15 protein-coding genes and 1 pseudogene are annotated in these 18998 nt (G+C 72.6%); 12 read left to right on the top strand and 4 right to left on the bottom strand.

All coding sequences use genetic code 11. From position 1 onward, the window contains the following. Positions 1-35 precede the first annotated feature (35 nt). Both ACNKF0_RS22430 and ACNKF0_RS22435 read left to right on the top strand, forming a co-directional pair. Positions 36-1172: a lipid II:glycine glycyltransferase FemX gene (locus ACNKF0_RS22430; protein ID WP_416954931.1), complete on the top strand. Its 1137-nt coding sequence runs from the start codon at positions 36-38 to the stop codon at positions 1170-1172. A gap of 7 nt (positions 1173-1179) precedes the next feature. Beyond that, positions 1180-2268: an alanine racemase gene (locus tag ACNKF0_RS22435; RefSeq protein WP_416954932.1), complete on the top strand. Its 1089-nt coding sequence runs from the start codon at positions 1180-1182 to the stop codon at positions 2266-2268. Here ACNKF0_RS22435 and ACNKF0_RS22440 read toward each other — a convergent pair. Both ACNKF0_RS22440 and ACNKF0_RS22445 read right to left on the bottom strand, forming a co-directional pair. Continuing rightward, entirely contained in the window at positions 2179-3459 is a 1281-nt protein-coding gene (locus ACNKF0_RS22440; RefSeq protein ID WP_416954933.1) for a hypothetical protein, read from the bottom strand. The genes ACNKF0_RS22435 and ACNKF0_RS22440 overlap by 90 nt on opposite strands. Before the next feature lie 8 nt (positions 3460-3467). Continuing rightward, positions 3468-5834: a transglycosylase domain-containing protein gene (locus tag ACNKF0_RS22445; RefSeq protein WP_416954934.1), complete on the bottom strand. Its 2367-nt coding sequence runs from the start codon at positions 5832-5834 to the stop codon at positions 3468-3470. 74 nt (positions 5835-5908) lie between these two features. Between ACNKF0_RS22445 and ACNKF0_RS22450 the strand changes: the two genes are divergently transcribed. From ACNKF0_RS22450 to ACNKF0_RS22460, 3 genes are all read left to right on the top strand, one after another. Further along, on the top strand, positions 5909-6493 hold the full coding sequence (locus ACNKF0_RS22450; protein ID WP_416954935.1) for a helix-turn-helix transcriptional regulator: 585 nt from the start codon (positions 5909-5911) through the stop codon (positions 6491-6493). Positions 6494-6571: 78 nt separating this feature from the next. Continuing rightward, positions 6572-7654: an inositol-3-phosphate synthase gene (locus ACNKF0_RS22455; RefSeq protein ID WP_416954936.1), complete on the top strand. Its 1083-nt coding sequence runs from the start codon at positions 6572-6574 to the stop codon at positions 7652-7654. Between the two features lie 97 nt (positions 7655-7751). After that, positions 7752-8381, top strand: a complete 630-nt coding sequence (locus ACNKF0_RS22460; protein WP_416954937.1) for an HAD family hydrolase — start codon at positions 7752-7754, stop codon at positions 8379-8381. A 131-nt stretch (positions 8382-8512) separates the two neighbouring features. Here ACNKF0_RS22460 and ACNKF0_RS22465 read toward each other — a convergent pair whose 3' ends face one another. Then, positions 8513-9922, bottom strand: coding sequence for a CCA tRNA nucleotidyltransferase (locus ACNKF0_RS22465; RefSeq protein WP_416958616.1), 1410 nt, complete (start codon positions 9920-9922; stop codon positions 8513-8515). A gap of 369 nt (positions 9923-10291) precedes the next feature. Beyond that, on the bottom strand, positions 10292-11350 hold the full coding sequence (locus ACNKF0_RS22470) for an IS110 family transposase (RefSeq protein WP_416953145.1): 1059 nt from the start codon (positions 11348-11350) through the stop codon (positions 10292-10294). A gap of 167 nt (positions 11351-11517) precedes the next feature. On the opposite strand from ACNKF0_RS22470, the gene ACNKF0_RS22475 reads away from it, so the two are divergent. From ACNKF0_RS22475 to ACNKF0_RS22505, 7 genes and pseudogenes are all read left to right on the top strand, one after another. After that, the gene (locus tag ACNKF0_RS22475) at positions 11518-13782 is read left to right on the top strand and encodes a DUF6049 family protein (protein WP_416954938.1); all 2265 of its coding nucleotides are present in this window, start codon (positions 11518-11520) and stop codon (positions 13780-13782) included. Next, positions 13779-15419 carry a murein biosynthesis integral membrane protein MurJ gene (gene murJ, locus ACNKF0_RS22480; RefSeq protein WP_416954939.1) on the top strand — a complete coding sequence of 547 codons (1641 nt, stop codon included), beginning with the start codon at positions 13779-13781 and terminating at the stop codon, positions 15417-15419. The genes ACNKF0_RS22475 and murJ overlap by 4 nt, the downstream gene beginning before the upstream one ends. 77 nt (positions 15420-15496) lie before the next feature. Then, positions 15497-15901: pseudogene (locus tag ACNKF0_RS22485) on the top strand (hypothetical protein); the annotation flags it as partial. Between the two features lie 1243 nt (positions 15902-17144). Next, positions 17145-17510 carry a hypothetical protein gene (locus ACNKF0_RS22490; RefSeq protein ID WP_416954940.1) on the top strand — a complete coding sequence of 122 codons (366 nt, stop codon included), beginning with the start codon at positions 17145-17147 and terminating at the stop codon, positions 17508-17510. 60 nt (positions 17511-17570) lie between these two features. Continuing rightward, complete coding sequence (gene sigM, locus ACNKF0_RS22495) at positions 17571-18104, top strand: RNA polymerase sigma factor SigM (RefSeq protein WP_416954941.1); 534 nt, start codon at positions 17571-17573, stop codon at positions 18102-18104. A 131-nt stretch (positions 18105-18235) separates the two neighbouring features. Then, positions 18236-18613 carry a hypothetical protein gene (locus ACNKF0_RS22500; protein ID WP_416954942.1) on the top strand — a complete coding sequence of 126 codons (378 nt, stop codon included), beginning with the start codon at positions 18236-18238 and terminating at the stop codon, positions 18611-18613. Positions 18614-18737: 124 nt separating this feature from the next. Continuing rightward, on the top strand, positions 18738-18968 hold the full coding sequence (locus tag ACNKF0_RS22505) for a hypothetical protein (RefSeq protein ID WP_416954943.1): 231 nt from the start codon (positions 18738-18740) through the stop codon (positions 18966-18968). The last annotated feature ends 30 nt before the right edge of the window (positions 18969-18998 follow it).

Raw genomic sequence — 18998 nt, forward strand, 5'->3', positions numbered from 1 at the left:
GGGGGTCGTGTCTGGTCCCTTGTAATCTCTCCGGGGTGACGACCCCCCTGACGCTGCGCCCCATCTCCACCCAGCAGCACCGTGACCTCATCGCGAGCCGGTCGTCCGCCAGCTTCCTCCAGACCCCGGGCTGGGCGAGCGTGAAGGCCGAGTGGCGCTCGGAGTCGCTCGGGTGGTTCCGCGGCACCGAGCTCGTCGGCGCGGCCCTCGTCCTCTACCGCCAGCTGCCGAAGGTGAGGCGCTACCTCGCCTACCTCCCCGAGGGTCCGGTCATCGACTGGTCCGACGACGACCTCGGCTCGTGGCTGGGGCCGATGGTCGCCCACCTCAAGCAGGAGGGTGCCTTCGCCGTGCGCATGGGCCCGCCCGTCGTCACCCGCCGCTGGTCCGCCGATCAGGTCAAGGCCGGCATCGCCGACGAGTCCGTGCGCCGGCTCGGCGACGTACCTCCCCTCGAGCGCACGCAGGACGGCGCCCGCGTGGTCGCGCAGCTGCACGAGCTGGGGTGGCAGCAGCAGTCCGCCGAGGGCGGCTTCACCGCCGGGCAGCCGCAGTTCAACTTCCAGGTCCCGCTGGTGGACCAGGACGGCCAGCCGCGCAGCGAGGACGCGGTCCTCAAGGGCATGAACCAGCTCTGGCGCCGCAACATCAAGAAGGCCGACAAGGCCGGCGTCGAGGTCACCCTGGGCGAGCGCACCGACCTCAAGGCGTTCCACGACCTCTACGTCCACACCGCCGAGCGCGACCACTTCACCCCGCGCCCGCTGTCCTACTTCGAGACGATGTACGACGCCCTCGCCGCCGAGGACCCCGGCCGCATCCAGGTGTGGCTGGCCCGCCACGAGGGCGACCTCGTCGCGGCCACGATCGGGATCCGCGTCGGGACCCACGCCTGGTACTCCTACGGCGCGTCCTCCACCGAGAAGCGGGAGGTCCGCGGCTCCAACGCCGTCCAGTGGGCGATGATGCGCCACGCCCTCGACGCCGGCGCCCACGTCTACGACCTGCGCGGCATCACCGAGACCCTCGACGCGGACGACCCCCACGTCGGGCTGATCCAGTTCAAGGTGGGCACGGGCGGCGAGGCGGTCGAGTACGCCGGTGAGTGGGACCTCCCGGTCAACCGCGCCATCTACAAGGCGTTCCAGCTCTACCTGGCCCGGCGCGGGTGAGGCGCGCATGAGCCTGGTCCTGCGGGTCGACGGCGAGCGCTGGCGCTCCCACCTGCTCCAGACGGTCCGCACCCACCCGGGCATCGTGCCGGTGGCGAAGGGCAACGGCTACGGCCTGTCCGTCGGTCGCCTCGCGCGGCGGGCACAGTGGCTTGCCGACCACGCCGGTGACACCGGGGCCCCGGTGGACACGGTCGCGGTGGGCACCTACGACGAGGTGGCCGAGGCGGCGAGCCGCTACGCGGGCGACCTCCTCGTGCTCACGCCGTGGCGTCCCTTCGGTGCGGCGCTCGACCTCGACCCGCGACTCGCGTCCCGTGTGGTGCACACGGTCAGCCGCCCCGAGGACCTGGTGGCCCTGCGCGAGCGCGACCCCGACGCCCGGTTCGTGCTGGAGCAGCTGACCTCCATGCTGCGCCACGGGATGACCCGTCGCGGCCTCGCCGCGGCCGCCGCGACGCTCGGTCCGGCGCGCAGCGACCGGCGCGGCCTGTGCGGCGTCGCCATGCACCTCCCGCTCAACACCACCTCGCACCTCGGCGAGGTGACCCGTCTCATCAACGACGTCGTGGCTTCCGGCCTGCCGACGCGCACCGTCTTCGTCTCCCACCTCACCGAGGCCGAGCTCGACCAGCTGGCGACGACCTACCCCGACTTCACGGTGCGTCCCCGCATCGGCACCGACCTCTGGCTCGGCGACCGGGGGGCCCTCTCGGTGACCGCGACGGTCCTCGACGTCCACGAGGTCGATCGCGGCGACACCTTCGGCTACCGGGGACGCAGCGCGCCCAAGCAGGGCCACATCGTCGTCGTGAGCGGCGGCACCGCGCACGGCATCGGCCTGGAGGCGCCGACCGGCGACCAGTCGCTCAAGGCACGCGCCGCGACGCTGGCACGAGGCGGCCTGGACGCCGTCGGCTTCGTGCGCTCCCCGTTCTCCATCGACGGCAAGCAGCGGCTCTTCGCCGAGCCGCCCCACATGCAGGCGTCGATGCTGTTCGTCCCGTCAGGGGCGCGGGTCCCCCGCATCGGCGAGGACATCGAGGTCCGGGTCCGGTTCACGGCGACCGACTTCGACCGCGTCGTCGTCGACTGACCCGGCGGCGGCGTCTCGCAGCACGACCGCCACCAGCCACACCAGCCCGCCCACCCGGAGCAGGACCGCCAGCCAGTAGGCGCGCACGTCGTCGGCGACGGTCGGCACGAGCACCTGCCCGACGTACCACCCGGTGAGCACCCAGCTGAGCAGGTGCATCGCCTGCCACACGAGCAGGTCGCGCCAGCGGCGTACGGCGATCGCGGCGAGCGGCAGCACCAGCAGGGCGGTCTCGGGAGGTGCCGACGGCGCCACCGCGAGCGCGGCCGCCAGGAGGACCAGGCCGGCGCGGGCACTGGTCAGCGGGCTGGATCGCCCTGCGCGCCGGACGAGCCACCAGACGGCGCCCGCAGCCGCGGCGAGGACGACGACCTGGACGACCGTGCGCGTCGTGGCGGACCCGCCGACGTCCGTGCGGGCGAGCAGGAACCAGACCGACCCGATGTCGGGGGTCTCCGCGGTCGCACGGCCGGGCAGGGTGACGAGGACGTAGGCGGTGCCAGCCGCCAGGAGGGCGTCGACCCGGTCGCGCAGGCGGCCACCGACGGCGACCACGCCCACGAAGGCGACGGCCACCGGCAGCGCGAAGGCCGCGCCCACCCCGGCCCCGATGCCGGCGAGCCAGGGGCGCCCGGAGGTCCAGCCCCACAGCAGCACGGCGACCCCGACGGCAGCCACCAGCTCCCACGACAGCCAGTGGACGAGAAGCACCGGGCCCAGTGCCCAGCCGGCGGCGGCCCAGGGCCGGCGCCGGTCGACGCGCACGAGCAGGGCCGTCGCGAGCAGCGCGAGCGCCGCGAGGAGGACGGCGAGCACGGCGGTGGTGGCCACCGTCCCGGTGCCGGGCAGCCACGCCGCCGCCCGCTCGAGCCAGCCGGCGACCCGGGGCGGCGACCCGGCGTCGACCGACGTGCCGGCGAGGTCGGTCCAGCACAGCTCGGTGAACGGCTGGTCCTGGTGGCTCCAGCCGGACGGCACGCACGCGGCCTTGCTGACCATGCCGGCGGCCAGGGTCAGAGCGGTCGCGCCGGCCAGCACCCGACCGGCGTCCCACCAGCGGTGCCCCGCGGCGTGGTCGCCCAGCGGGCCACCCACCACCTCCGACATCGCCGCGGCGACCGGGTCGGTGCGCGTGGGTGCGTCGTGGTCGCCGAGGACGACCTCGGACGCGGGGCGGTCGGGGCGGTCCACCGACGGGCTCAGGGTCGGACGTCGGCCAGCGGCTGGCGCGGCTGGAGGCGGCCGGCGGCCGGCGGGGTGGTCGGGGTCTCCGTGGGCGCGGGCGGCGGCGGGGGCGGGGTCGTCGGGAGCGGGGTCTCCGTCGGCGCGGGCGGCGGGGGCGGGGTCGTCGGGACCGGGGTCTCCGTCGGGACCGGGGTCTCCGTCGGCGTCTCCGTCGGCGTCTCCGAGGGCTCCTCGGTCGGCGGCCCAGCGGTCTCCGTCGGCGTGTTGGAGGGCTGCGGCGGCGCGGACGAGGAGGGCGGCGGGGGCGGCGGGGGCGGGGTGTAGTCGTGCCCGTCCGACGGCGCCTCGCCGTCGACGTAGACCGGCTCCGGGAACTCCTCGACGTCCTTGCCCTCCATGACCCGCTGCATGATCGAGGTCCAGGTCTTCGCGGGGTAGTTGCCGCCGAAGTAGCCGGACTTGCCGTCGGAGCTGGTCGGCAGCCACAGGTCGGCCCCGTCGGGGCGCGGGACGTCGAGGCCCTCGCGGCCCTTGCCGCGGACGTACATCACCGCGGTCGAGACCTGCGGGGTCATCCCGACGAACCACGAGGACGAGACCTCGTCGTCGTCGTTGGTGGCCGTGCCGGTCTTGCCGGCGGCGGGGCGGCCCAGGGCGAGCGCCTCGGTGCCCGACCCGGACTCCACGACCTGCTGCAGGGCGTAGGTCACGTCGGCGGCGATGTCGGGGTCGACGGTCTCCTTGCTGCGCTGCTGGGCCTCGTAGAGGACGTTGCCGTCCTTGTCGACGACCTTCTGCAGGACGTGGACCTCGTTGCGGACGCCGTTGTTGGCGAGGGTGGCGTAGGCGTTGGCCATGTTGATCGGGCTGACCTGCGCGGTGCCGAGGGTGACCCCGACGTTGTCCTGGAAGTCGATCGAGCGGCGCGGGATGCCCCACCGCTGCGCCTCGTTGCCGGGGATGCCGAGGTCCTCCGCAGCCTGGATCACCTTCTGCGGGCCGTCGTCCATCGCGTCCACCATGTCGACGAAGGCGGTGTTGACGGAGTTCTCGGTGGCGCTGAGCATCGACACGGCCGAGCCGTAGTCGGTGTCACCCTGGTTGCCGAACTCGGTGCCGGCGATGTCGATGGGGCTGTTGCCCTCGAAGGTGTCGTTGAGGGAGAAGCCGTCGCGGATGGCGGCCACGTCGGTGGCGGCCTTCATCGTCGAGCCGGCCATGCCGCCGGCGACGGCCCAGTTGATCTGGGACTCCAGGTAGTCCTGGCCGCCGTAGAAGCCGAGGAGCTCGCCGGTCGCGGTGTCGACGGTGGCGGCGCCGACGTGCAGGTCCTTGTTGCCCGCGGCACCGGGCATGCCGGCGTCGGGACGCTGCTCGGTGACGGCCTCCTCCACGTCGGTCATCACCTGCGGGTCGAACGTCGTGGTGATGCGGAGACCACCGCCGTCGATCTCGTCCTCGTCGGCGATGCCGCGGGCCAGGATCTCCTGCTTGACGAGCGCGAGCATGTGGCCGCGCTGCCCGCCGAACTGGCTCTGGGCCGCGATCTTCGGGAACTTCGGCAGCTTCTTGAGCGCCTTGTCACGCTGCTCGGGCGTGATGGTCTCCATCTCGGCCATGCTGTCGAGGACGTAGGCGTAGCGGCCCTTGAGGTCCGCCTTGGCCTCCTTGCCGTTGGCCGGGTCGTACTTCGACGGGTTGTTGAGCACCGTGGCGAGGACGGCCGACTCGCGCAGGTTGAGCTCGCTGGCCGGGTGGTCGAAGTAGGCCTCGGACGCGGCCTCGATGCCGTACGCGCCGCGGCCGAAGTAGATGGTGTTGAGGTAGCCCTCGAGCACCTCTTCCTTGCTCAGCTGCTGCTGGATCTTCAGCGAGACGATCGCTTCCTTGATCTTGCGCTTGTAGCTCTGCTCGCTGGTCAGGTAGAGGATCTTGACGTACTGCTGGGTGATCGTGGACGCGCCCTGGCGGTCGTTTCCGCGGGCGTTGGAGAACGCCGCGCGCAGGATGCCCTTCGGGTCGAGGCCCTTGTCGGTCCAGAAGGTCTGGTTCTCGGCCGCGACCACCGCGTCCTGCATCGTCTCGGGCATCTCGCGCAGCGGGATCGAGACCCGGTTCTGGTCCTCGTAGTAGGTGCCGAGCTGGCGCTCACCGTCGCGGTAGTAGACGAAGGTGGTCTGGGCCTCGAAGTCCTCGTTGGGCTGCGGGATGCTGATCGCCTGGTAGAGGACGACCACGACACCGCCGAGGACGAGGGCACCGACGACACCGACGATCGCCAGGACCTTGGCGATCCGCGCCGCCTGCTGCTTGCCGGTACGCCGCTTCTTCGGACGCCGGGTCTGGGCCTTGCCGTCGGCCCTCCGCTTCTTAGCACTCACAGGGCAACAGGGTACGGGCAGGGGTCCCACAACCCAGATTCGTCACCCGCAGATATATCGGTACGATAGGTCACATGGCACGCCGTGGTGACACCATCGAGCTCGCAGTCCTCGGACTGCTGCACGAAGGACCCATGCACGGCTACGAGCTGCGCAAGCGGCTCAACCTCATGCTCGGCTGGGGTCGGGTGCTGTCCTACGGCTCGCTCTACCCGGCACTGAAGAAGATGCTGCGGGCCAACCTCATCACCGAGGCCAGCGCCACCACGACGTCGACGAGCCGCCGGCCGCGCATCGTCTACGAGGTCACCCCCGCCGGCAACGAGCAGTTCCAGCGCCTGATGTCGGAGGTCGGCCCCACCGCGTGGGAGGACGACAACTTCGACATCCGGTTCGCGTTCTTCTCCTCCACCGACATGGAGATCCGCCTGCGCGTCCTGGAGGGACGTCGCTCGCGGCTGCAGGAGCGGCTCGCCCGCGTGCAGGCCGAGCTCGCCCGCACCCAGGCCGAGGTCGACCGCTACGCCGGCGAGCTCCAGCGTCACGGCGTGGAGTCGGTGGAGCGCGAGGTGCGCTGGCTCTCCGACCTCATCCGTGCCGAGCGCGGCGACGAGCACGGCACCCCGCCGAGCCAGACCACCACCGAGCATCAGCACTGAGCACCAGCACCGAGCACCACCACTGAGCACCACCACCGACCAGCAGCCAGAAGGCCCAGCACAGAGAAGGAGAGCCCCATGGGTTCGGTACGAGTAGGGATCGTGGGAGTGGGCAACTGCGCCACGTCCCTCATCCAGGGCGTGGAGTACTACAAGGACGCGGACCCCAGCGGGACCGTCCCCGGGCTCATGCACGTCGTCTTCGGTGACTACCACGTCAAGGACGTGGAGTTCGTGGTCGCCTTCGACGTCGACGACAAGAAGGTCGGCAAGGACCTCTCCGAGGCCATCGACGCCTCGGAGAACAACACCATCAAGATCTGCGACGTCCCGACGCTCGGCGTCGAGGTCAAGCGCGGCCCGACGATGGACGGTCTCGGCAAGTACTACCGCCAGACCATCGAGGAGTCGGCCGCCGAGCCGGTCGACGTCGTCCAGGCGCTCAAGGACGCCGAGGTCGACGTCCTCGTGTCCTACCTCCCGGTGGGCTCGGAGCAGGCCGACAAGTTCTACGCCCAGTGCGCGATCGACGCCGGCGTGGCCTTCGTCAACGCGCTCCCCGTCTTCATCGCCTCTGACCCCGAGTGGGCCAAGAAGTTCGAGGACGCCGGCATCCCGATCGTCGGCGACGACATCAAGAGCCAGGTCGGCGCGACCATCACCCACCGCGTGATGGCCAAGCTGTTCGAGGACCGCGGCGTGGCGCTGGACCGCACCTACCAGCTCAACGTCGGCGGCAACATGGACTTCAAGAACATGCTCGAGCGCGAGCGCCTGGAGTCCAAGAAGGTCTCCAAGACCCAGGCCGTCACGTCCAACCTCAAGGGCGAGCTCGCCGACAAGGTCAGCGACCGCAACGTCCACATCGGCCCGTCCGACTACGTCGCCTGGCTCGACGACCGCAAGTGGGCCTACGTCCGCCTCGAGGGCCGCGCCTTCGGTGACGCGCCCCTCAACCTCGAGTACAAGCTCGAGGTCTGGGACTCGCCCAACTCGGCCGGCATCATCATCGACGCCGTCCGTGCGGCCAAGATCGCCAAGGACCGCGGCATCGGTGGCCCGATCCTCCCGGCCTCGGCCTACCTGATGAAGTCCCCGCCCGTGCAGATGGCCGACGAGCTCGGTCGCGCCGAGCTCGAGAAGTTCATCAAGGGCGAGTGACGCCTGACCCGGCCCGGCGCCGGGTCGACGACGGCCCCGTCCCCTTTCAGGGACGGGGCCGTCGTGCTGCTGGCGGCGCCTCCGTACGCTCGCCGGCGTGACCGCTCGTACGCCCCTCGTGGTCGGCTTCGACCTCGACCTCACCCTGATCGACACCGCGGCCGGGTTCCGCCAGGTGCTGCTGGCGCTGGGCGCCGAGCTCGGCGTCGACTTCCCGGTCGAGGAGATGACGGCGCGGCTCGGCCCGCCCCTCGACCACCTCCTCGCACCGCACCTGCCTCCGGACCAGGTCGGCCCGGCGGGCGACCGGTTCCGCGCCCTCTACCCCGACCATGCGATCACGACGGTGCCCGCACTGGCCGGGGCGCACGAGGCGTTCGCGGCAGTGCGCGCCCACGGGGGTCGGGTGCTCGTCGTCACCGGGAAGTACGGTCCCAACGCCCAGCTCCACCTCGACCACCTCGGCCTCGAGGCCGACCACCTCGAGAGCTGGGTCTGGGGCGTGGGCAAGGCCGAGGTCCTGCGCCGGGAGGGAGCACTCGCCTACGTCGGCGACCACGTGCACGATGTCGAGGGTGCCCGGGCCGCCGACGTGCTCAGCGTGTCGGTGCTGACCGGGGGGTGCACGCGGGCCGAGCTGGAGGACGCCGGCACCGACGTCGTCCTCGACGACCTGTCGGCCTTCCCTGCCTGGCTCGACGACGCGGTCCGCGACCGCACCGCCTGAGGCTCGGGTGCCTCAGCACCCGCCCGCTCCCGCCCGCCCCCGACTGCCAGTGGGGAGCATCGTCCCCGACATGTCACGACGATCCTCCCCACTGGCAGTCCCGAGGCGGATCAGGGACACATCAGGTCGCGTCAGCCCCGGGCGGCCCACCAGGCGCGGAGCGCGGCCTCGGCCTGCTCGGGGGTCTGCGGACCCTCGTCCATCCGGAGCTCGAGCAGGAAGGCGTAGGCCTCGCCCACCTCGCGGCCGGGACCGATGCCGAGGAGCTCCATGATCTGGTTGCCGTCGAGGTCGGGGCGGATGGAGGCGAGCTCCTCCTCCTCGGAGAGGCGGGCGATCCGCTCCTCGAGGGAGTCGTACGTGCGGCGGAGCCGGTCGGCCTTGCGCTGGTTGCGGGTGGTGCAGTCGGCGCGGGTGAGGATGTGCAGCCGCTCGAGCTGGTCGCCGGCGTCGCGGACGTAGCGGCGTACGGCACTGTCGGTCCACTCCCCCGACCCGTAGCCGTGGAAGCGCAGGTGCAGCTCGACGAGGCGGGAGACGTCCTCGATGTCGTGGTTGGAGAACCGCAGCGCCTTCATCCGCTTGCGGGTCAGCTTGGCCCCGACGACGTCGTGGTGGTGGAAGGTCACCACGCCGCCGGTCTCGAAGCGGCGCGTCCGCGGCTTGCCGACGTCGTGCATGAGGGCGGCGAAGCGGGAGACGAAGTCGGGACCACCGCCCAAGCGGTGCTCGAGGTCGATCGACTGCTCGAGGACCGTGAGGGTGTGCTCGTAGACGTCCTTGTGGCGGTGGTGCTCGTCGCGCTCGAGGGCGAGGGCGGGCAGCTCCGGGAGGACGTACGACGCCAGGCCGGTCTCGACGAGCAGCGTGAGCCCGAGCCGGGGGTGGGGCGCGCAGACGAGCTTGACCAGCTCGTCGCGGACCCGCTCGGCCGAGATGATCTCGATCCGACCGGCCATGGCGGTCATCGCCGCGACCACCTCGGGAGCGACGGTGAACCCGAGCTGGGCGGCGAAGCGGGCGGCGCGCATCATCCGCAGCGGGTCGTCGGAGAAGGAGTCCTCCGGGGTGCCGGGGGTGCGCAGCACCCGCTCGGCCAGGTCGACGATGCCGCCGAACGGGTCGACGAACTCGCGGCCCGGCACCCGCACCGCCATCGAGTTGACGCTGAAGTCGCGGCGACCCAGGTCGCCCTCGAGGGAGTCGCCGAAGTCGACGTCGGGCTTGCGGGAGGACGGGTCGTAGCTCTCGGAGCGGTAGGTGGTGATCTCCACCTGCCACGGCCCCTTGCGGCAGCCGATCGTGCCGAAGTCGCGGCCCATGTCCCACACCGCGTCGGCCCAGCCGGAGACGAGGCGCTCCGTGACGTCGGGGTGCGCGGAGGTCGTGAAGTCGAGGTCGTTCTGCAGGCGGCCGATCATCGCGTCGCGGACCGGACCGCCGACCAGCGCCAGCTCCTCACCGGCGTCGGCGAACAGGGTGCCGAGCTCGTCGATGACCGACCCGATGCGGTCCAGCTCCTCGCCGACCCGGCGCTGGATCTCGACGATCGTGAGGGGCTGCAGTGCGACGTCGGACACGACAGGCCAGTCTACGTGCCGGTCCGGTGGTGCCGAACAACTGATATGGAGTGACCTCCTGTCAAGAGGCAGGGTGAGGCGCCCGTCCCGGTGTTCGGGGCGGGCGCCTCGTGCTTCGTCGTCGTGGGTGCTGGCGAGCGTGTCGTTGGCGACGCGCGGTCAGACTGATATGCGCGGGTTGGGTACCGCAGGACGGTGCTTTCGGCAGGAGCGGGACCGCGTGTCTAGCAGCGAGCGTCACGGACGAGATGTCCGTTGCTCATAGTTGTTTCGCGGGTCGCTCCACGCGCTGCCACCAGCCCGGTGGACGACGGAGCAGATCGTGGTCGGCTACTCCTCGAGAACTGCCAGGGACCAGCACCAGCCGGCCAGCTCACGGGCGATCGCGACGTTGGCGATGGTGGGCTTCTTGCTGCGCTCGATGAACCTCACCCACCGCTGGTGCAGTCGGCGGTTGCCCTCGTCACCACGGGCCCGCGCGGCGGCAGGGGCCAGGTCCCACCGATCGCGCATGGTCTTCCCGACCCGGTAACGGGAGCGGTGGTGCCACGCGGCCTCGACCAGGAGCCGCCGCACATGGGTGTTGCCGGTCTTGGTGATCGACCCCTGCACCCGCGAGGACCCGGAGGAGTACTCGCTGGGCACCAGGCCCACGAAGGAGCCGATGGTGTTGCCGGTGAACCGGTGCCAGTCGCCGATCTCGACCGCCAGGGCGAACCCGGTCAGGGTGCTCACCCCGCGCAGGCACCCCAGCCGCCGCACCAGTGGCGTGAACTCGGAGTCGGCGGCCATCTCACCGATCGCGTCATCGAGCCGGTCGCGACGCGCTTTGGTGACCAGCACCGTGTCGTAGTCGGAGTCGAACGCCAACCGGGTCGCTCGACCGCTCAGCTGCGGCAGCGCCTCGTGACGCAGCCACGCATCGTGCTTCCCGGTCCACGCGTCACCGTCGTAGTAGACGATCCCGTGGCGCAGCAGCAGCTTCGACAACCGGTGCCGAGCCCGCATCAGATCGCCTCGACAGTCCTCCCGCGCGCGGACCAGGTCACGGGCGGCCTCCTGGTCCGCTGAAGGGATCGCGACCGCGGTGACCTCGTCGAGTCGCAGCAGCCGGGCCAGGTGAACCGCGTCCTTGGCGTCGGTCTTCACCCGATCCCCCGAGGGCTTCTGCAACTTCGACGGTGCCGCGACCACACACCGGACCCCCGCAGCAGCCAGGTGACGATGCAGCCCGAACCCGGTCGGCCCGGCCTCATAGGTCACCGCGACCGGACCCGCCAGGCCTTCGATCCAGGACCGGACGTGCTCATACGACGGGGTCAGCTTCGTCTGGACCAGCTCGCCCGTGACGCCGTCGATCGCCGCTGCCGCGACAGATCGTGCGTGCACGTCGAGCCCAACGCTCGTACGCTCAGTGAACACCGGGGCCTCCCACAACTGTTGGATAGGCCGAGCAGGCAGCCCCTACTCGGTAACCCACGACCATTTGTGAGTGAGGCCCCGGCCCGCAACCCCTTCACCGCGAACGGGTCACTCATACCGTCTAGCATCGGTGCGTGCCCCGCTCGTCGTCGTTCCGTGCTGCCCTGGCGGGGCTCCTGACCTTCGGCATCGCGAGCGCAGGGCTCGCCGCGCCCGCTCCGGCCGCACCGGCGGAGGACGCAGACCCGCTGGTCGTGCACATCGACACGATGACCCCCGTGCTGCCGCGCACCGGTGACGTGGAGATCACCGGCACCGTCACCAACGTCAGCGACGACACGTTCACCCGCATCAACCTGCACCCGTTCTCCTCCGAGGCACCGATCCTCGACGCGCTCAACCTCCAGCAGTCCGCGACGATCGATCCCAGCCAGTTCGTCGGCCTGCGGGTCACGGTGCCGGGGACCTTCGACACGATCGACGAGCTGGCACCCGGGGAGTCCGCGACCTTCAGCGACTCGGTTCCCGTCGAGCTGCTCGCCACCTCCGGCGAGCCCGGCGTCTACTGGATCGGCATCCACGCCATCGGCGACGGGGCGGTGCCGCGCGACATCGTCGCCGACGGCCGGGCCCGCACCTTCATCCCCCGCGAGCCGTCCGGCGGCGGCCAGGCACGGGAGGCATCGGTGATCCTGCCGATCCGCAGCCGGGTCTGGTTCGACGAGGACGGCCGGATCGCGGGCACCGAGCGCTGGGCCAAGCGGCTCGCCGAGGGCGGCAGCCTCGACGGCGTGCTCGACATGGCCGACTCGGCCGGCTCGGCGCCGTACAGCTGGCTGGTCGACCCCGCCGTCCTGCACGCCCTCGCGCGTCTCGCCCGCGGCAACCCGCCCCGCACCCTCACCCCCGACCCCAACGTGCCCGGCCAGGAGCCGCCACCGGCCGAGCCCACGGACGGGAGCGAGGAGGGCGGCGAGTCCCCGGCGCCGGCGGAGGAGACGCTCACGCCGACCGAGACGGTCCCCACCGAGGAGCCGACGGAGGAGGAGGCGCAGCTGGCTGCGTCGGCGGCGGCGTGGCTGGAGCGGTTCCGGCTGCTCGTGGGCGCCACGCCCGTGCTGACCCTGCCCTACGGCGACCTCGACGTCTCGGCTGCGGTCCGCCACGACCGCGCCCGGTTCGACCAGGCGGTCGCGCAGAGCACCCAGGTGATGACCGCCCTGGAGCTCCCCTCCCAGCCGACCGTGGCGCCGGAGAACGACCTGCTCAGCCCCGAGGCCATCGCCGCCGTGCCGCAGGGCACGACGATCCTGCTCGGCGACAACGCCTTCGCCATCCCGCCGACCAGCCCCACGTCGGTGGTCAGGCTGCTCGGCCACGAGGTGGTCGTCACGAGCACCGGCGCCGAGGCGGGCGGTCCCGCGCCGACCGCGGCCAACGACCCGCTCGCGCTGCGCCAGCGACTGCTGAGCGAGGCGGCCCTCCGGCTCGAGGCCGACGACACCGCCCCTCTGGTCGTCACGCTGCCGACGGTGTGGCGCGGGGAGGACGCCGCCTCGTTCTTCACCGACCTCGAGCAGCCGTGGCTCGACCTGGTCCCCTTCGGCACCGTCGCCGCCCGCACCCCCAAGGGCGTCCCGGCCGCGAGCCTCACCTACACCGACGACGACATCGCCCAGGAGCTGCCCGCCGCGTCCTTCGCGGCGGCCAACCGGGCCGGCGACACGGCCACCCTGCTCGAGCAGGTGGTGATCCCGGTGACGACCATCGAGGCGCAGGTGCGCGACGAGGTGCTCGTCACCCTGTCCGAGCAGCACCGGCCGCGACCCCGACTGGCCGTGCGCGCGGCCGACCGGGTCCGGGAGTCGTTGCGTGGCGACCTCGCGAAGATCTCGATCGAGGCTCCTCCGGCCGTCACCCTGTCGAGCGACTCCGGCCCGCTGGGCGTGACCCTCGTCAACGGTCTCGACCAGCCGGTGGAGGTGCAGGTGGAGGTCCGCACCGACGGGGAGCTGACGCTGAGCGGCGGTGGCGTACGCCGTCTGGGTCCGCAGGCGCGCAGCGTCGTCCGGTTCGAGGCGACGACGAGCCGGGCGGGCGTGCACAACGTCCGGCTCGCGGTCACCAGCCTCGACGGGGTGCCGCTCGGTGCCACCGACCAGCTGCCCATCCGCGCCGCCCGGGTGAGCGCGCTCATCTGGATCGTCATGGCCCTCGGCGCGCTCGTGCTCTTCGGGATGATCGGCTACCGGCTGCCGGGCCAGATCCGGGCCCGCCGGGCCGAGCTCGCCGCCGCCGACCGTGAGGCCGACCAGCAGCCCGTTCCCGGACAGGTGGATGCGGGCGACGACGCCGCAGCACCCGAGCCGACCGCGCCCACCGCGGTGGAGCGCCCGTGAGCGAACAGCGGATCCTGGCCTCCTCGGCCGTGATGGCCGCGGGGACCGTGTTCTCCCGGGCCTCCGGCTTCATCCGCAGCGCCCTGCTGGTCACGGCGCTCGGTGCCGCGATCCGCGGTGACCTCTTCTCGATCGCCAACACGCTGCCCAACATGGTCTACATCCTGCTGGCCGGCGGCATCTTCAACGCCGTCCTCGTGCCGCAGCTCGTCCGGCGGATCAAGGAGGACCCCGACGGCGGCGACGCCTACGCCAGACGGGTGATCACCCTCTCCGCGTTGTTCCTGGGCACGGTGACGGTGCTGCTGGTCGTCTTCGCCCCGGCGTTGCTCAGCCTCTACCTCAACGACCGCTACCTCGAGCCCGACCGGGCCGAGCACCTCGACTCGATCATCGCCCTGACCCGCTGGTGCATGCCGCAGGTGTTCTTCTACGGGATGTACGTCCTGGTCGGGCAGGTGCTCAACGCGCGCGGGCGCTTCGGTCCGATGATGTGGGCGCCGATCGCCAACAACGTCCTGTCGATCGGCATGCTCGTCACCTACCTCCTCGTGTGGGGCCCGGTGGGCGACGGGCCCCAGCTCTACGAGCCCCTCGACACGAGCCAGCAGGTGCTGCTCGGTCTCGGGTCGACCGTGGGCATCGTCGCGCAGTTCCTCGTCCTGCTGCCCTACCTCCGGGCGTCCGGCTTCGTCTACCGACCGCGCTTCGACTTCCGCGACCCCGAGCTGCGCAAGACGCTGGCCCTGGGCGTGTGGACCGTGCTGTTCGTCATCGTCACCCAGGCGGCGTACCTCGTCGTGGTCAAGCTCGCCTCGGGCGGCACCGCCGCCGGCGGGGACGGCACCGGCTACACCGTCTACGCCAACAGCCTGCTGATCATGATGGTGCCCCACTCGATCGTCACGGTCTCGCTCGCGACCGCGATCCTGCCGCGGATCTCGTCCTTCGCCCACGAGGGCCGGCTCGGCGAGCTGGGCAGCACGGTGGGGTCGACGATGCGCACGTCGCTCGCGCTGGTCCTGCCGTTCGCGGTCCTGCTGCCGGTCGTCGCCGGCGACGTGGCCGGGTTCGCCTTCGGGTGGGGCGGCGGCGAGGACACGGCGGCCAGCTTCGCACCGACCCTCGCCCTCTTCGGCCCGGCCCTGGCCTTCTTCACCGTCCACTACTTCATGCTCCGCGGCTTCTACGCGATGGAGATGACCCGGCTCGTCTTCTTCATCCAGATCGCCGTCTCGGGCACCAACGTCCTCGTCGCGACCCTCCTCGTGCCCTCACGTCCACCTGCGGAGACCGCCCCGATGCTGGTCGTCGCCTACCTGACGTCGTACGCCGTGGGCGCGGTCGTGAGCTTCGTCCTCCTGCGGCGCACGGTCGGGGGGCTCGAGACCCCGCAGCTGCTCCGGTTCCTCACCCGGATGTCGCTCGTGCTCGTCGCCGCCGTCGCCGCCGCGTGGTCGGTGGAGCTCGCGCTGGCCGGTCTCGGCGAGCGCCCGGGGCCGCTGGTCGGCCTGGTCCGCGGCGGGGCGAGCGCGCTGGCCGGCCTCCTCGTCGTGCTCGGCGGGGCGCGCCTGCTGCGCGTGCGTGAGGTCACGAGCCTGGTCGACATCGTCGCGGCGCGCCTGCGACGCGGGTGAGACTCCCTAGAGTGGGCCCAGCAATCTGCTCAGCAGTGGGACAGGTGAGGGAGGTGGGGTGAGCGGTGCCGATGTCGATGCAGGCCGGTGACGTGCTCGCCGGGCGCTACCGCCTCGACGACCTGCTGGCCGAAGCCGGTGCCGGCCGGTTCTGGCGCGCCCACGACCTCGTCCTCCACCGTCCGGTGGCCGTGCACATCATCGCCGAGGACGACGACCGCGCCCAGCCGCTCCTCGAGGCGGCCCGCCGCACGGGCCCCGTCATCGACCGTCGGCTGCTGCGGGTCCTCGACGCCGAGGCCGCCGACGGGCGCTGCTTCGTGGTCAACGAGTGGGGACAGGGCGACTCCCTCGACAACCTGCTCACCCGCGAGGGACCGATCGCCCCGCGCCGGGCGGCCTGGCTGGTGGCGGAGGTCGCCGACAGCCTCGTCGGCGCCCACGAGGCCGGACTCGCCCACGGCTGCCTGACTCCCGAGCACGTGCTCATCGACCAGCACGGCCAGGTGCGGATCATCGGCTTCGGCGTCGAGGCGGCCCTGCGCGGCCTGCCCGGTGGACGGGTCAACGTCGACGAGATCGACCTCGCCGGCCTCCTCTACTGCGCGCTGACCGGCAAGTGGGCCGGCGTGTCGCCGTCGGCGCTGCCCGCCGCTCCCGAGGTGCACGGCGAGGTGCTCCGCCCGCGGCGGGTGCGCGCTGGCATCCCGCGGGTGCTCGACGCCCTCTGCGACCAGGTGCTCAACCCGCAGCGCGAGTCCGACCACCCCCACCCGTCGGCGCGCACCATCCGCGACGTCCTCCTCGAGCACGTGGGCGAGATGACCGGCACGCACGTCGCCGTCCCGGGCGCGCGGCCGACCCCGCACCCGTCCCCCCAGGCCTCCCAGGCCGGCCAGACCGCCCCGCTGTCGACCCCGCCTCCCACCTCCTCCGTCGCCCCCACCACGGTGGTGCCGGTCGTCCCGGCCGCCGACCTCGAGCCGGGTCCCGACGACGCGACCGACGACGCACCCGACGCGCCGGACGTGACCGCCGACGCGCCGGTCGGTCCGGAGCCCGAGGTGACCACCGACGTCCGGGCCGAGGAGCCGCCGCCGACGGACGCCCCGCAGCGCCCGAGCACCGAGCTGCCGACCCAGGCCGGGATGCCCGTCTTCCACGACGACGACGAGGTCGACTGGCTGCGCGCGCGCTCGGAGAAGCCCGCGCCCCCGCCCCCCCGCGCCGACCCCGCCCCCAAGCCGCTCTTCGCGCCCGACCCGCCGGACGGCGAGCCCGTACGCCGTCCGCGCCCGGGCAGCCGTGCCACCACCGCCCCGGAGTACTGGCCCTGGGACTCCAGCCAGGACTCCGGCGGCTCCGGTCGGGACCCGGGCCGCGACCCCGGGGTGCGCCCGGTGGGCCGCGACACCGGGTCGTGGGCCTCCGGCTCCTGGTCGGAGGACCGCTGGGACACCGGCGACGGGTTCGACGACACCGGCGACCAGGTGCCCGGCCGCGCCTGGATCCGGCTCGCGATGATCGTCGGGATCTGCCTGCTCGTCGGGGTGGCGGCGGTCGCGGCCTACCAGGCTCGGTCTCAAGCCGCCCACCCCCGGCACCAGCGAGGAGCCGACCACCCAGACCACCCCCAGCGTCGCCCCGCCGACCCCGTTCACCGACCTCGTCGCCGACGACTTCGACCCGCAGGGCACCGACGGCCAGCAGGAGAACCCCGACTCGGTGCCCAACGTGCTCGACGGCGACCCCGCGACCTCGTGGACCACCTCCACCTACGAGCAGAACTTCGGCCCTGCCGGGCTCAAGACCGGTGTCGGCCTCGTCGTCGACCTCGGCGCGACGAGGGCCGTGCGCCAGGTGCTGGTGACCACCGAGGGCGGCCAGACCTCCCTGGCGGCGTACGTCACCTCCGACGCGCCCACGGGCGTCTCCGCTCACGCCCGTCGGGACGGCGTCGGGCGACGGCGAGCCTGTCGGTGGACCTCGCGGAGCCGGTGTCGGGGCGCTGTCACCATCTGGCTCACCCTCCTGCCGCAGGTGCCCGACGGGTTCCGCGGCACGATCACCGAGGTGCAGGTCCTCGGGTGAGTCACACCCCCACCAGCGACGACCGCTCCGACCGGGGGCTGCTGCAGGCCCACGTCGACGGTGACGTCGACGCGTTCGGCGAGCCTGTTCGCCCGCCACCGCGACCGGCTCTGGGCCGTGGCGCTGCGCACGATGGGCAACCCGGAGGACGCGGCCGACGGCCTCCAGGACGGCATGATCGCTGCCTTCCGGCGAGCGGGGTCCTACCGCGGCGACGCCGCCGTGACGACCTGGCTGCACCGGGTCGTGGTCAACGCCTGCCTCGACCGGATCCGGGCCTCGAAGATCCGGCGCCTCGAGGCCCTGCCCGACGACGTGGAGGACCGCGGCACGGTGGTCGCCACGGCCGTGCACGACGACCAGCCCGAGGCCGTCGCGGAGGACGCCGAACGCCGCCGGCGGGTCCTCGACGCGCTCGCGACCCCTCCCCTCGAGCAGCGGGCCGCGCTGGTGCTCGTCGACATGGAGGGCTACCCGGTCGCCGAGGTCGCCGAGATGCTGGGGTGCGCCGAGGGCACCGTGAAGTCGCGCTGCTCGCGCGGCCGCACCAGTTCTGGCCGCGCTGCTGACCGACCTCCACCAGCCGGCCGGTGACCCGCCTCACGGGAACCCGCCCTCCGACGGTCCCGTCCAACCGACCGTGCGTCCGCGAGGTCCGCCCACGCCCTGAGCAGGACCGACCGCACCCGTCCCCCACACCCGACACCCCGAGGAGGTGACCGCCGATGACCGAGTCCTCCGGACTCCCGCCCGAGCAGGAGGCCGTACGCCGCCTGCTCGCCGACACGCGCCACGACGGGCCACCGCCTCCCGACGTCGTCGCCCGCCTCGACGACACCCTTGCCGCCCTCCGGGCCGAGCGCGCGGCCGCGGACACCTCGCCGGGGCGCGTCGTCGACATCGGCTCGCGCCGCCGGCGGGTGGCCGGCATCGGGCTGCTGGCCGCCGCCTCCGTCGTGGTCGCGGGCGTCGCGCTCGGACAGCCCCCCGCGTGGCGGCGGCGACGCCGCCGACTCGAGCGCCGGATCGGCGTCGGACAGCTCCCTGGCCGAGGCGCCCACGTCCGAGGACGGCGGTGGCGACTCGGCAGGCTCGGCAGATGAGGGCTCCGGGAACCTCGCCGACAGCGAGGCGCGGCAGTCCGACGACAGCTTCCTGAGTCCCGGACTGGCGCCGGGCCCCACCCTGTTCTCCGACGACGACGCCGACCTCGTCGACCAGCTGGTGGTGCTCCGACCGGACGCCACGACCGGCCGGCAGCGCCTCACGTCGCTCGCCGCGCTGCAGGGCTGCGACGGCGTCGATGCGGGTCGGTGGGCCGCCGTGGTGCCGGCACAGGTCGACGGCGAGCTCGGCCTGGTCGTGTACCGACGCCCGCTGGGGGAGGACCAGGGCGTCGAGCTCTACGTCTGCGGCACCCCCGATCCCGTGCGTACGCTCACCCTGCCCGCGCCCTGAGCGGTCCCGGCGGGGCGCGGAACAACGGTC

Origin of the sequence: Nocardioides sp. T5 (assembly GCF_048161455.1) — a bacterium.
Classification (GTDB): Bacteria; Actinomycetota; Actinomycetes; order Propionibacteriales; family Nocardioidaceae; genus Nocardioides.